This is a genomic window from Acinetobacter sp. 197, assembly GCF_048148385.1.
GTDB classification, from domain to species: Bacteria; Pseudomonadota; Gammaproteobacteria; order Pseudomonadales; family Moraxellaceae; genus Acinetobacter; species Acinetobacter pecorum.
In genome coordinates, this window is record NZ_JAYWZK010000006.1 from 153439 (window position 1) to 167258 (window position 13820).

The following is a 13820-nucleotide window of genomic DNA, read 5'->3' on the forward strand; positions in this document are numbered from 1 at the left end:
AGGAGGCTGAGAGGGCTGACTAAAAACTTAAATCAATATCACTTAAGGCATCGCCTACTGTTTCAACAACATCCGAAACCAGACTGATAGCATCAGATGCCAAACTGACCACATCAATTCCCGCTGTCCAATCTGTTGAGCTTGCCTGTTATTGCTGCTGTTCTTGTTGCTGAAGCTGTTCCGCCTGTTGAACACTTTGAATCAGATCATTCTGTTCCTTTTCTGAAGGTAATTCAGATGCATTCATAGGTTTTCCTTTAATTATTATTGATATTTTCTGAATATATAAAAAAAGCCTTTCATTGGAAAGGCTTTTTGTTGGTCAAATCATATTACAAGGTATCTAGAATATCTTTTAAGGTTTGGCGCATATTTTTAGACTGGGTAATCGGACGACCAATCACCAGATGCGTTGAACCATCTAGCATCGCCTGTTTTGGTGTTACAATACGTTTCTGGTCATCTGCATTTGACCCTTCTGGACGAATGCCGGGTGTCACTAATGCAAAGTCTTTTCCAATCGTTTCACGCAACATTTTTGCTTCTTGAGCTGAGCAGACCACACCATCTAGACCACTGTCTTTGGTCAGCTGAGCCAGATGTTTTACATGCTCATTGGGTTCAATATCCAGACCAATATCCTTTAAGTCTTCACGGCCCATCGAGGTAAGAACTGTGACGGCAATCAACTGAGTCTTATAATTACCTGCTTTTAACCGCTCTACACAGGTTTCCATCATTTTACGGCCACCTGAAGCATGTACATTGACCATCCACACTCCCAGATCTGCTGCCGCGCATACTGCCTGTGCTGTTGTATTTGGAATGTCATGAAATTTCAGATCCAGAAATACATCAAAACCTTTATCTTGAAGTGCTTTGACAATGATTGGCCCCTCATGGGTAAATAACTCTTTGCCAACCTTTACTCGACATAAAGCAGGATCTAGCTGTTCCGCAATCGTTAAGGCATCAAATTGGCTTTTAGCATCCAGTGCAACGATGATACTCATGAGTAGACCCTTCAAATTGACAAAATTAAGATATTATACGGACTAAGCTCATGCCGACCAAGAATATTTTCACAAAATATACTTGGTAATTCAAACTAAGTTATTTATTTATATAATTTTAAATATTATTTTAGCTATAATTATATATAGATAAATAATAAAAAACGCCTTTAAAGCTAAGTTAAAAGGCGTTTAATTAAAATTGGCAATATAAAATGTTTAAAAACAACTTTTGCCTGGCACTTTCACCTAAAGTGGTGTCGATGGTCGGTCATTAGAATTAATATCTAACACAGTTTTTTCATGCCGGGTATGGACGGCTGCTTCAGCAGCCATTAACTTGGCTGAATTCAATTGTTCTTTACGTAGGTGTTCAATGTCTTTACGAAGCCTTTTAATTTCCCAATTCGCCTGAAAAACCCTGAAGATCTGAACACCTAATAACAGGCCCAAAACTACACCCAAAGATAAAGTGAGGAGAAGTAATAATCCCAGGCGCATTGCTGGAACTTGAGTAAATAACAAGTCCACTGACAATTCAGTACCATTTTGCAGAACTAAAGCTAATGAATAACCAAACAGTACTAATAATAGAATGACCAGAACGTAACGCATGAGCACCCCGTATATTTACAATTATTTTTGTGCAGACTCGTTTACCGCATCACGAAGTGCCTTACCTGGTTTGAAGTGCGGAACTGCTTTTGCAGCCACTTCTACTGATTTACCAGTTTTAGGGTTACGCCCTACGCGCGGTTCACGGTGATGCAATGCAAAACTACCAAATCCACGAATCTCGATACGATTATCAGATGATAAAGCCTCTATCATTTGATCGATCATGATTTTAACTGCTTCTTCCACTAAGGGTTCAGCCAAATGCGGATTTTTTAACGCAATACGCTCTATTAAGTCAGACTTATTAAGTGCTTCAGTAGTCATCTGCGACCTCTTTAATTATCAAGCTACTTGGGATCTATTTCCAGATAATAACCTGTTTAAATACAAAACGGTAGCGCAATAATTAAATACTACGCTACCGTTTACAGTATTTGTATAAAAAGTATTAGTTAATTTACATTAACAATACAATTCAGACGCTTACTTAGTTGCTCATTTGCGCCTTGATCAGGTCACCAATAGTTTTAGGACCATTGTCTTGACCAGCTGGTGCTGTTTTCAAGTTAGCAACTGCTTCTTTCTCTTCAGCTTCGTCTTTCGCTTTGATAGACAAGTTGATTGCGCGAGATTTACGATCAACGTTGATGATCTTCGCTTCAACTTCTTGACCAACTTCAAGGAACTTAGTTGCATCTTCAACGCGATCGCGATTGATTTCAGATGCTTTCAGAGTCGCTTCAACTTCGTCAGCCAACTTAACAGTTGCGCCTTTAGCATCAACTGCAGTTACAGTACCTTTAACCAAAGCACCGCGTTCGTTAGCAGCAAGGAAATCATTGAACGGATCGTTGTTCATTTGTTTGATGCCAAGGCTGATACGGTTGCCTTCAGCGTCTACAGAAAGGATAACCGCTTCAACAGTGTCGCCTTTCTTGTAACGACGAATTGCTTCTTCGCCTTGTTCGTTCCAAGAAATATCAGACAGATGAACTAGACCGTCGATACCGCCTGGTAAACCGATGAAGATACCGAAGTCAGTGATAGATTTGATCGTACCAGAAACTTTTTCGCCTTTGTCGTGCTCTTTAGCAAACTCTTCCCATGGGTTAGCACGAGTTTGTTTGATACCAAGAGAAATACGACGACGCTCTTCATCAACCTCAAGAACCATAACATCAACTTCGTCACCAATCTGAACAACTTTAGATGGGTGGATGTTTTTGTTTGTGTGGTCCATTTCTGAAACGTGTACTAAACCTTCAACGCCTTCAGCGATTTCAGCGAAACAACCGTAATCAGTCAGGTTAGTTACGCGCGCTTTAACGATTGAACCTTTAGGGTAACGGTTCATGATCGCTAACCATGGATCTTCGCCAAGTTGTTTAAGACCTAGAGAAACACGGTTACGTTCGCGGTCGAATTTAAGTACTTTAACAGTAACTTCTTGACCCACTTCAACCACTTCTGAAGGATGCTTGATACGTTTCCAAGCCATGTCAGTGATATGAAGAAGACCATCAATACCGCCAAGGTCAACGAATGCACCGTAGTCAGTAAGATTTTTAATAGTACCAGTAACTGTTTGACCTTCTTCAAGCTGAGCAAGAAGAGCTTCACGGTCAGCTGAAGATTCAGCTTCCATAACAGCACGACGTGAAACAACAACGTTGTTACGTTTAGCGTCAAGTTTGATTACTTTAAATTCTAACTCTTTGCCTTCTAGGTGAGTAGTATCACGAATAGGACGAGTATCAACTAAAGAACCTGGAAGGAACGCACGTACTGGACCGATGTCAACAGTGAAACCACCTTTAACTTTACCAGAGATAACACCAGTAACGATTTCGCCGTCTTCAAAGATTTTTTCAAGTTTAGTCCAAGTTTCTGCGCGTTTAGCTTTTTCGCGAGAAAGAACTGTTTGACCCATACCGTTGTCAAGTGCTTCAACAACTACGTCTACAGTGTCGCCAACTTGAACTTCAAGTTCACGTTGTTCATTTAAGAACTCAGCACGGTCAACAACGCCTTCAGATTTAAGGCCAGTGTCAACAGTTACCCAATCAGAGTCAATGCTTACTACAACGCCCTGGATTACTGCACCCTTTTCAACGTTGAGGTTTAATTCGCTTGCTTCAAAGAGGGCTGCAAAAGATTCGGTCATGATATTTCCGATAAAGTCAGCGGTCTTGGATCAGACAAGGCCGGTTTAATTAAGCATCTACATAGTCCATATAAAACTGATCAAGCTATGCGTTTGCTGATAAAATTGGGTTAATTTGCTAACTGCTGATCTACATAAGTAGTCATCAGCTGGAATACTTCATCGATGTTCAAATCTGAACTGTCGATAATGTAAGCATCATCGGCAGGCTTGAGCGGAGCGACAGTGCGTTCCATATCTCGTTTATCGCGTGCAATGATATTAGCTAAAATGTCGTTTATTTTAACATCCAGCCCCATACCCTGCAACTGCTTTACACGTCTTTGCGCGCGCGATTCAGCCGAGGCAGTCAAATATATCTTGGCTTGGGCGTTAGGAAAGATGCTGGTTGCCATATCACGCCCGTCCGCCACCAAGCCCGGCGCCTGTGCAAAAGCATGTTGACGTGAAACCATGGCGGTTCTAAGCTCAGGAATTGCTGCGACTTTTGAAGCAAATTCCCCCACCCGCTCAGTACGAATGGTTTGGGACACATCTTCGCCATCCAGCCACACCTGCACCCCGGTGTCTGTATTCACAAACTGGATATCCAGATTTGTTGCGATTTGTACGCATTCTGGCAATTTGGTATCCAATGAGTCCAGCAAATCATGATGATGCAATGACAAACCCAAAAGACGGTATAAAGCACCAGAGTCTAATAAATGAAACTGATAATGCGCAGCCAGTTTCGCTGCCAACGTACCTTTGCCCGACCCACTTGGACCATCAATGGTAATAATTTGAACTGTCATTGCTTTCCCGTTGTTGTTTAAACAGATTTTGCGAGTTTTGTCAGGCCTAGTTTAATCGCTGCCCGTAACTGTGCAAGGATTAATTTACTCACAAAAGGTGCTCGTGCCTGCAATTCAATCGTATAAGTCACTAGTGTTTTATCATCAGTCAGCGCTTCAAATTCAATAATACCCAAATGATGCTTGATCAGCGGATTTTTAATAATCTGGTATTCGATGCGGCTATTCGGCTCGAACAGAGTAATTTGTTCTTTCAGCGGCTTCACTGGCCCCACCCCCATTGCACGCACTGAACCCAGCCCATCTGGATATTCAACATCTGCAGAATCCTTGATTCGCTCAACCTGCATCGGTGCAAAAGCCACATTATAGGTGGCATGCTTGGACATCAAATTAAAGACATCATCAATTGCTGCCGGAAATTCTTTTTTTACTTGAATACTGTTCATTATTATTCCTGAAAATTACAGATATTTGAAAGTGAGCAAATTCTAGCGGATAAGCTAGAATTATTTCTGCGTATTTAATGACTTTTCTTGTAACTTGAGTTGCCGTTTCTGTTCACGACGCACTTTAAAAAATACACTTAACTGTTCCGAGCATTGCTGCTGCATACAACCCGCCTTGAAAGGAAACACATGATTATAATAGCCAGTTTCAAACAGTTGGCGTGCGCTCACCAGTGAGCCTGCTTTCGATTCAAATGCCCCAAATACTACCCGTGAAACCCGTGAATGAACCAGTGCGCCGACACACATGGTGCATGGCTCGAGGGTTACATACAGTACCGCATCTTCAGGTAACCGATAATTTTGAATGTTTTGACAAGCATCCCGCAGTGCAACAATTTCTGCATGTGCAGTCGGATCATTTAATGTGATCGGCGCATTAAACCCTTGGCCAATGATCTGATTCTGGCTGACAATAATCGCACCCACGGGAATTTCACCCTGTGCAGCAGCAAGTGCAGCCTGCTCGTAAGCATGCTGCATCCAGTATTCATCTGTAAATTGTGTTTCGGACATTGAGACTTAAATCACACCATACTGCTTGAGCATGTCATTCCAGCTTTCAATAGTCGTAACTGGAGGATTTTGAGATAAGATTCCTTTCAAGCTCATATCTGTACCCTTTTTCCATTCAGGAGAAAGATCTTTATCGACCAGACGTGCTCGTACACCCTCAACAAAATCATGATGACGAATTTTCCAGTCTGATATCTGAACTTCCAATTCAAAAACTTCCTTCCAGGAATGTACCTGCTTACCCCATTGCCATAATAGCCAGGTCAAGGCTGCAGTGGTGGGTGAACCTTTTTTAAGGTTTTCACTGGCCTGACGTAACCAGTCACTGCGTGCGTCACTGAGGCCAATAATTGACTCATAATCATGCTCAAAGTTGATACCACGACAAACACTATGAATGACATCCAGGGAGTTTTGCAGCGGTCCTGGACCTACCGGACGGTGCATACTGTTCAGGGTGTCATCAATGGCACGAAAGTCACCTGCAGGATAATGACCCCAATCGATATTAACGACTTTATGCAAAACTGAATCACGCTGTGCATCACAAATATGGGTGGCCCAGCCAATCCCGTAAGCGCCGGCAGCAGTCATAATAGAACCGGTCAAGCCTGTGAATAGACCTAGTGCACCACGATCCGCCAAGAAACGGGTTGCACCTACATCTGGATATAAACCGATATTAATTTCAGGCATCGCCAAACGTGAATACGGCGTCACCAAACGGAAAGGCGCAGCCATAAACAGGCCCAAGCCACCACCCATCACATAACCCTCGCCCCAGACTAAAACGGGTTTGGCATAATTATGCAATAACAGATCGAGCGCGTATTCCTGCTCAAAGAACTTATTGGCAGCCGCCACTTCATCATTAATGACCAGTTGACGCAGCTTACGTACATCCCCACCTGCGCAGAAAGCTTTCGGTGTGGTTGAGTCCAGCCAGATGGCTTTGACGCTGTCATCATTATGAAAATCCTGAAATACTTCCAGAAGTGCGGAAGCAATCGATTCATCCAGCGCGTGCAAAGATTTTGGTCGATTCAAGCGAACGATACGCCAGCCATTGTTCGCTTCTTCAACAATCAGATCCGGATGGTAAGGTTTAGTTACAGGAGAATATGTCATGCGTCCAGCTGCCAATCTATAGGCTCAATGCCATGTTGTTTGAGATAATTATTTGTTTTCGAAAAAACTTTACAACCAAAAAAACCACCCCGGTTAGCCGACAAAGGCGACGGATGCGCTGCTTTTAATACCAGGTGTTTATTTTGGTCAATGCGCTGTCCTTTACGCTGTGCGTATGCGCCCCAAAGAATAAATACAATATGTTCACGCTGTTCATTCAATACATCAATGACGTGATCAGTAAAATCTTCCCAGCCACGTTTCTGATGTGAAGTTGGTTGAGCGGCTTCCACTGTCAGTACAGCATTCAGCAGAAGTACGCCCTGCTCCGCCCAGTGCGTCAAGTCACCATGCTTAGGAATCTTTATGCCTAAATCATTGTGCAACTCGTGAAAGATATTACGTAAAGATGGGGGCAATGCAACCCCTTTTTGCACTGAAAAGCTTAAGCCATGTGCCTGATTTGGACCATGATAAGGATCCTGACCAATAATTACGACCTTGACCCGATCTAGCGGCGTAGTATTCAAAGCATTAAAAATCAGGTGATTCGGTGGATAAATGACTTTATCCGCTTTTTTTTCTTCAAGGAGAAATGCTTTTAATTCATCCATTTTCGGACTGAGTAAAAAATCACTCAATCCGTATTTCCAGCTTTCATCCAACTGAACTTTATTCAGTTTGGCCAGTTGCTGTTCATTTAAAGACATTCTTCAATCCTAAATCTATGTCAATCGATTTAAAGTCATGCAGACTCTAGATCTGTACCTGTAAATCCACTGCAGGGTTATGAAATGGCACACCCTGTTTCAGCTTGGCAAACATGTCCGGATCTGCCCATTCAGCCTGCACCTGCTCCGAGAACTCGATCTGGTCAAGACTCAAAACACCCATCTGTTCATTTTGAATATCTTCTAGAAAACTCTGTGCATAGCCTGTGTCGGTTTCATGCACAATCACAGAATAGACTTCAACATCACCTTCGCCATTTTGCGTTACCGTCGATGCCAGCACCTGCTGTGCCAGAAAGAAGAAAATGCGAGAAAACTGTTCTGCAGACGGCGAAACCGGCAAAGAAACCCAACGCGCACTAAAATTCTTGCAAGCCTGAATATATTCAGGATCATCTTTTTGCCAGAAGCAGATTGCATGGTCAAATGAATCAAAGAAATCCTTAATCACCCCTTTGAGCAGACCAAAATCATAAACCATCTGGCCATGATCCAGCTTCGAGGCTTTCAGCAATAACTCGACTTTATAGCTATGGCCATGGATCGAACGCTTACAGCGATCTGACGTGCAGTTACGCACAATATGAGCATTCTCAAACTTAAATAACTTACGAATTAACATATGCCGTAATGTCGTCAAAAAATAGGTGAATTAATTATGATTATAAAGCAAAAGTAGAGCTTTGAGGATTAATTTTGCTGTTTAGCATGATAGGGAAAAGGCATCAAGCCATATTCAGATCCATTCGATTTGTATAATTTATAAACTATACTTAAAAGGGCGCCATGCTGCGGTAAGCGACATAAACCTGTTTATCCCGACGCACCAGCTCACTGCTAAACTGACGCTTGCGCTCACTTAAAACCACTTCAATTTGGGCTTTAAAATAATTGGATTGCACTCCAAGCAGACTGTTCAACACATTTCGCTTAGCTGCCTCGACCTGAGCAAAAGGCTCAAGCGCCCATAACTCAGAAACATTGGAAAAATGCTCCAAATTGGCCTGACGCTGATCCAGTAACTGCTGCACTGCATTCACATCAAGCTTTTCATCCATACTGGCCAGAAGAAAAGCCGAGGCTGTATTGATATTGACTGTACTGTCCTGCATGGGTGCGGCACTGAGATAAGATTCAATCAGTTTATATTTATTTTCTTCAAAGCCGCGAATCAGTTTTAATTCTTCCACACTATGAAACTTTGCGTTTGGGGGCAAAGCCGCATTGGGCAAGCCTTGATAATAATTAGATTCAGCACCCATCGAACCGCTGGGAATCTCATTTTCATCCTGCCAGTCAATGACTGCTTCACTCAGCTGTGCGGGTAAACCGGCGCGCTTTAAGATCAGCTCAAACCATACCTTGGCATTTTCATTCACCGTACCTTCAGCAGTGACCAGGCTATTTAAATTAAACTTGCCCGATTCATCCTGTATTATTCCTGAGACATACCCGTCTTCTACCGGAAAAGCCGGCATGGGCTGCGCCCAGGTTTCCTGTAAATGATCAACCTCAGCGGCATTTTCGGCATCATCGACCAAGAGTTCTGAAAAAAAGGCCTCAGCACTTTTGGCATATATAAGAGACTGATTTTGGCGCATCAGATAAGCAGTACTTTCTGCTGTGGCAGCCTGACGCTTTGCAATTGTGGCAGCGAGAATAGTCGCCAATGCCACCATCACTAAAATGGTAATCAGTGCAATGCCTTGTTGCTGTTTGATCATGATCGCTTTTTTCATTTTCATTTCTTATTATTCTTAGCCTGGTTGGCCTGTATTCTGAGCATCAAGCAAAAAATCTGTGTTTAACAAACTAAATATCCATTCATAGCTAATAGCATTTACGGTTAAATTGATTTTAATCCCTTTGGGCAAACGTTGCTTCTGCTCTAACTGGTTCAGATCCACAGAGGCATCCGGCCATTGCGTGAGTTCATTCGGATTAAGCACCACAATCTGAAATTGTTCAACTTCCGACAATAAAACACTAGATTCCGGCTGGTCTTGGCCGGTTTGATTCAGGTTCCGGTATTTCAGGCGATAAAGTTTCTGCTCATCAGGCCGGTATTGATATTCAATGCGCTCATCGGGAGAAATTCCTTCTTGCAAAGGATCAGTTACCCCGGTTTTACTGAAATTAAAGCGTCCGTTCTGCAACACCAGAGCCGGCTGTATATCTCCATTAATGTTGGCCGTTAAGGGCACTGCCTGTACGGTATCTCGTAGAATTTGCTGATATGTTTCCTGTAACTGCCCTAAACGCTGTTCATGAATCACATTCTGATCTTTGGTTTTGACAATATAATCAAAAACTTTCCAACCTAAAGCAGACAATACTGCAAAGATCGCAATTGCGACCAATAATTCAACCAGGGTAAATCCTTTAGGTTTCATGGAGTATTGTTCATGCGATGATTAAAGAACGTCAGGCTGCTGATACCAGATTCTACCTGACCATTGTCCGGGTTGATCAGACTGACCTGCAACTCAATTCGTTGTACGTTGGGACTTACTGTCGGTTCACTGCGTTTATCGATTTTCCAGGTTTCACCTTGCTGGGTCAGCTGTTTAGAAGCCGTCCCTTCCATCCATTCCTGATTAATTTCCATTTTTGCCACTTCATTTAAAGCAATAAACTGCGCCTTAGTCCGCAAAATAGCATTTGAGGTCGACTGGGTATATTGCATTGCGACTTTGGTCAAGGTCATGGCTGCTGTCGCAAAAATTGCCAGGGCCACCATGACTTCCAGTAAGGTAAAACCTGAGCGAGGATAAACGAAACAACGTTTCGTCCGAGTGCAAGATGACGAACTCCGTTCGGAGTGCATACGATTAGGTCGAGTAATATTCGACCTGAGCGGCATTGTCGCGCAAGAAAGTTCTATAACTGTGCAAGAAGAAGTCCTATGCTCGCAGCACACATGATCAAATCCATGAACACTCGACTTAAACGACTTGATAGCATCCGAGCCAGCATTCTGCTTGAAATATCTAGATTTCATTGATTTTACCCAGATGGTCAACTTCAATGGCAGCTCCTATTTCACGCTCTTCGAAAAAGAACTGAATCCGTACCGGTTTAACCTCACCATTGCCGAGCCAGATTAACTGAGGAGAATTTGCCTGAGTCAGATCACGGTTTTTTGCATTGGCAAAACGCTGCTGCTCCAAGGTCTGAATCTGGAAGGAAACATGATCAGGCAAACTGCGCAATTTAAAATCTGCATAACTTTGCCATTTCTCATTTTGCAGGTTCTGACCGCTCTGCTCTGCTGAACGATACTCTATAATTCCATAACGAAATGGCGTGACATCTGTCGCAGTCTGAACATCAAGCGCGAGTATCCTGGACTGGTCATTGGCTTCTCGTAATACCCGCTGCAAGTCCATTAATAAAATTTCACGCGCCTGCATGGCCTTACGCTGATCGACACCACTGGTATTTAACAGCACCAAAGACGCCATGATACCCATGATCACAATCACCACCATCAATTCGATTAAGGTAAAGCCACGAACTGCGCTGTGAGGCGATCTGATCATAGGACGACCTTAGGCAAACTGCTCGGCAGGATGTACCTGCTTGGGCAAAGCCAGTGCCTGATCAATATAGGCCACACGCAAGGTATCTCGTGAACCCAGATAACGCTGATAGAAACTGGAATTGAGAATTGCTGCAGCACCATGGGTCAGCGACCAGATCGAAGCCAGATAATCGCGTACTGACATATGGCTGTTGATGGATGCCAGATAAGTTTCTGTCATACGGATAATCAGACGTAAGCGCTGTTTACGTACCTGATAAAGTTCGCTAAACAGGTGCTGAATTCCAACGCCAGTTGTTGACAGGCGTTCTTCAATCTGGTGAAACAGCACGGTACGCTCAGGATGATGCAAATGATGCAGCATAAAGAAGGCCAGATGTTCAGGAAAAGCTTTATCGCTATCCTGAATCATTTCCAGCAACATGCGCTCATTACGGATAATCAGCAGCATGTATAGCTCATCTTTACTCTGGAAATGTTTATAAAGTGTCCCTTTGGCCAGATCAAGCTCGGCAGCAAGCGCATCTAGCGTCATTCCCGCTTCACCATTTTCCAGCAGGAGCTGTTCTGCAACTTGAAAAATCAAGGTTTCTCTTGCTCGAAACTGAGCCTGACGATCCATCTTCACCCTATAAACTCTCTTGTACTTTATATAACTTTATTTACTTTAAATTCAGAAGATTTTCAAAGTTCTGCTTTGTGATATAAGCCATTTCTTCTATTGACTTATCATATACATCGCAAAGCGCTTTGGCTACATAAGGAACGTATTTAGGCTCATTAGATTTACCACGATACGGCATTGGCGCAAGATAAGGACTATCAGTTTCAATCAGCACACGATCCAGCGGAACCTGCTTGGCGACATCACGCAAATCTTGCGCATTCTTAAAGGAAACAATTCCGGAAAATGACACATAATAACCACAGTCCAGTACTGCTTTTGCAGTTTCCCAGTCTTCGGTAAAACAGTGCAAAATCCCGTGAGTCGATTTTTCCGCCCGGATAATATCGACAGTATCATGCTTAGCGGAACGAGTATGAACGACTACAGGTTTTTTCACGATTTGTGATGCATGGATATGCCGGGCAAAGCAGGCTTTCTGTTCTGCAATAAAATCGGTACTGTGATAATAGTCCAGACCGGTTTCACCGAGCGCCCAGACTTTTTCCGGTTGCGCCAGCTCGACCAGATATTCAGTTGTGGCACGCGCCATGGTGGCAGCATCTTCGCAAGGATGTACGCCAACGGTATAACCGACATCTGCATGACGCGCGGCAATTTTGGCCAGCTCGATATGATCATCCAGATCGACCGAGATACTCATGAATTTGGAAACACCGGCTTCACGAGCCTGAGCCAATGCCTGATCCAGATCACCATGATATGGTGTCAAATCAAGCAGGGTTAAATGACAATGAGTATCTACAAACACAATGCGTTCCTACCAAGGGTAAATTAACTACATAGTGTAACTTTTACGTCCTTCAGATTTAAGACCTGCAACCAGACGATCTGCTTCATTTTTGAAATAAACGCCTTTTTCACCGCTTAACTGGATGCCAAAGCCTTGGGGCTTGATGCCATTCTGCTTTTGCGAGACCCAGATGACTTTACCAGTTAAAGGAATTTTCTGGGTCTGGTCAGGCAAAGTTGTCAATACAAAAACTTCTTCGCCCAGTTTGACCGGCTGCTTGGAAGGAATAAAAAGCCCACCACCCACAACATAAGGCATATAGCTGGCAAACAATGTTTCGATGTCAGGAATAGTAGCCTGAATAATACCGCCCATACGTGGTTGCATGTGATTTCCCCTTAATTAAAGATTCATCAGCTTGATAAACAATTCATCAATGACCAGATTGCTCTGGACATTCTGTTCAAGGTATTGCTTGGCTTGCTGAAAATCCTCATAAATTTTAAAAAGTGCTTCTAATGAATATTGTTCGGCAAGTACATTGAATTCAAGGTCAATGTTTTTCACCGTCTGATTTAGCTTGACACAAATTAAATCGGACAACAAGTATTCAAACATTTGAGCAAAGTCACTAAAATTCAGGTTTTTATTCCATTTGGTCGCAATTGCCAGTGGCATATTTTTTTGCATGACCAGTTTTTGCCAGTCTTGCAGAAAGTCCTGACGCAGTGGCAGCCAAGCACTTTGTGCAACCTCTAATGCCTGTAATGGCATCTGATTAGACAGGTTCATCAATAACTGTTGTTGGCTAGCACCTGCATCCGGGAGCTGATTCTGGACATAATCGCTAAATTGTTCTGCGGAAATCCGGTCCAAAGCAAAATGCTGCAAACGACTGCGGATGGTCGCAGGCAATTTTAAATAATGATTCGCCAGTAAAATAATAACTGTATTATCACCGGGTTCTTCCAGTGTTTTGAGCAAGGCATTGGCAGAGGCAATATTCAAGGCTTCTGCCGGTTCAATCACAATCACGCGCCAGCCATCTACAGTCTGTTGCACAAAAGGCAATAAATCACGAATCTTCTCAATCTTGATTTTGGCATTCTGTTTTTTATTGTCGTCATCGGTACTGATATGCACATAGTTGGGATGGGTGTCTGCCTTTAACCATTGACAGCTACTGCATTCACCACATGACCCCACAGGCTGACGATTCAGGCATAACACCCAAGCCAGAAACTGTTGGGTAAACGCTTCTTTGCCACAGCCTTTTTTTCCATAAAACAATAAACCATGCCCAAGCTTGGGAAAGCGCCCGGTCAGGGTTTCCCAAACCTGTTGCTGCCATGGATAGATATGTGCATTGACATCAAAAGGCATGT

At 43.1% G+C, this 13820-nt stretch carries 18 protein-coding genes; all 18 read right to left on the bottom strand.

What is annotated here, in order from left to right:
* Nucleotides 1-332 precede the first annotated feature (332 nt).
* The 18 genes from pyrF to VXQ11_RS08075 all read right to left on the bottom strand — a co-directional run bounded on the left by pyrF (nt 333) and on the right by VXQ11_RS08075 (nt 13818).
* Nucleotides 333-1013 (bottom strand): orotidine-5'-phosphate decarboxylase, encoded by a 681-nt coding sequence (gene pyrF / locus VXQ11_RS07990; RefSeq protein ID WP_416705791.1) that lies wholly within the window; start codon nt 1011-1013, stop codon nt 333-335.
* 249 nt (nt 1014-1262) lie between these two features.
* Complete coding sequence (locus VXQ11_RS07995; protein WP_064096559.1) at nt 1263-1628, bottom strand: lipopolysaccharide assembly protein LapA domain-containing protein; 366 nt, start codon at nt 1626-1628, stop codon at nt 1263-1265.
* A 21-nt stretch (nt 1629-1649) separates the two neighbouring features.
* Nucleotides 1650-1955: an integration host factor subunit beta gene (locus VXQ11_RS08000; RefSeq protein WP_064096560.1), complete on the bottom strand. Its 306-nt coding sequence runs from the start codon at nt 1953-1955 to the stop codon at nt 1650-1652.
* Between the two features lie 163 nt (nt 1956-2118).
* A complete protein-coding gene (rpsA, locus tag VXQ11_RS08005; RefSeq protein WP_064096561.1) occupies nt 2119-3795 on the bottom strand; it encodes a 30S ribosomal protein S1 in 1677 nt (558 codons plus the stop codon).
* A 110-nt stretch (nt 3796-3905) separates the two neighbouring features.
* Nucleotides 3906-4589 carry a (d)CMP kinase gene (cmk, locus tag VXQ11_RS08010; protein WP_144723781.1) on the bottom strand — a complete coding sequence of 228 codons (684 nt, stop codon included), beginning with the start codon at nt 4587-4589 and terminating at the stop codon, nt 3906-3908.
* Between the two features lie 17 nt (nt 4590-4606).
* Nucleotides 4607-5038: an SRPBCC family protein gene (locus VXQ11_RS08015; protein WP_144723780.1), complete on the bottom strand. Its 432-nt coding sequence runs from the start codon at nt 5036-5038 to the stop codon at nt 4607-4609.
* A gap of 60 nt (nt 5039-5098) precedes the next feature.
* Nucleotides 5099-5614 (bottom strand): tRNA adenosine(34) deaminase TadA, encoded by a 516-nt coding sequence (tadA, locus tag VXQ11_RS08020; RefSeq protein ID WP_064102717.1) that lies wholly within the window; start codon nt 5612-5614, stop codon nt 5099-5101.
* 6 nt (nt 5615-5620) lie between these two features.
* A complete protein-coding gene (locus tag VXQ11_RS08025) occupies nt 5621-6742 on the bottom strand; it encodes an enoyl-CoA hydratase/isomerase family protein (RefSeq protein ID WP_064102718.1) in 1122 nt (373 codons plus the stop codon).
* Nucleotides 6739-7452, bottom strand: coding sequence for a uracil-DNA glycosylase (gene ung / locus VXQ11_RS08030; protein WP_064102719.1), 714 nt, complete (start codon nt 7450-7452; stop codon nt 6739-6741). The genes VXQ11_RS08025 and ung overlap by 4 nt, the downstream gene beginning before the upstream one ends.
* A 46-nt stretch (nt 7453-7498) precedes the next feature.
* Nucleotides 7499-8095: a 6-carboxytetrahydropterin synthase gene (locus tag VXQ11_RS08035; protein ID WP_144723777.1), complete on the bottom strand. Its 597-nt coding sequence runs from the start codon at nt 8093-8095 to the stop codon at nt 7499-7501.
* 151 nt (nt 8096-8246) lie between these two features.
* Complete coding sequence (gene gspK / locus VXQ11_RS08040; protein WP_144723776.1) at nt 8247-9218, bottom strand: type II secretion system minor pseudopilin GspK; 972 nt, start codon at nt 9216-9218, stop codon at nt 8247-8249.
* A 12-nt stretch (nt 9219-9230) separates the two neighbouring features.
* Nucleotides 9231-9866 (bottom strand): type II secretion system minor pseudopilin GspJ, encoded by a 636-nt coding sequence (gene gspJ / locus VXQ11_RS08045; RefSeq protein ID WP_191730584.1) that lies wholly within the window; start codon nt 9864-9866, stop codon nt 9231-9233.
* A complete protein-coding gene (gene gspI, locus VXQ11_RS08050) occupies nt 9863-10432 on the bottom strand; it encodes a type II secretion system minor pseudopilin GspI (RefSeq protein WP_416705804.1) in 570 nt (189 codons plus the stop codon). Before gspI ends, gspJ begins: the two co-directional genes overlap by 4 nt.
* Before the next feature lie 31 nt (nt 10433-10463).
* Complete coding sequence (locus tag VXQ11_RS08055; protein WP_144723775.1) at nt 10464-11015, bottom strand: type II secretion system protein; 552 nt, start codon at nt 11013-11015, stop codon at nt 10464-10466.
* A gap of 9 nt (nt 11016-11024) precedes the next feature.
* On the bottom strand, nt 11025-11639 hold the full coding sequence (locus tag VXQ11_RS08060; protein ID WP_064096571.1) for a TetR/AcrR family transcriptional regulator: 615 nt from the start codon (nt 11637-11639) through the stop codon (nt 11025-11027).
* A gap of 40 nt (nt 11640-11679) precedes the next feature.
* The gene (locus tag VXQ11_RS08065; protein WP_064102724.1) at nt 11680-12453 is read right to left on the bottom strand and encodes a TatD family hydrolase; all 774 of its coding nucleotides are present in this window, start codon (nt 12451-12453) and stop codon (nt 11680-11682) included.
* A gap of 27 nt (nt 12454-12480) precedes the next feature.
* Nucleotides 12481-12822 carry a PilZ domain-containing protein gene (locus tag VXQ11_RS08070; protein ID WP_004645468.1) on the bottom strand — a complete coding sequence of 114 codons (342 nt, stop codon included), beginning with the start codon at nt 12820-12822 and terminating at the stop codon, nt 12481-12483.
* 15 nt (nt 12823-12837) lie between these two features.
* Entirely contained in the window at nt 12838-13818 is a 981-nt protein-coding gene (locus VXQ11_RS08075) for a DNA polymerase III subunit delta' C-terminal domain-containing protein (protein ID WP_064102725.1), read from the bottom strand.
* Between the last annotated feature and the right edge of the window lie 2 nt (nt 13819-13820).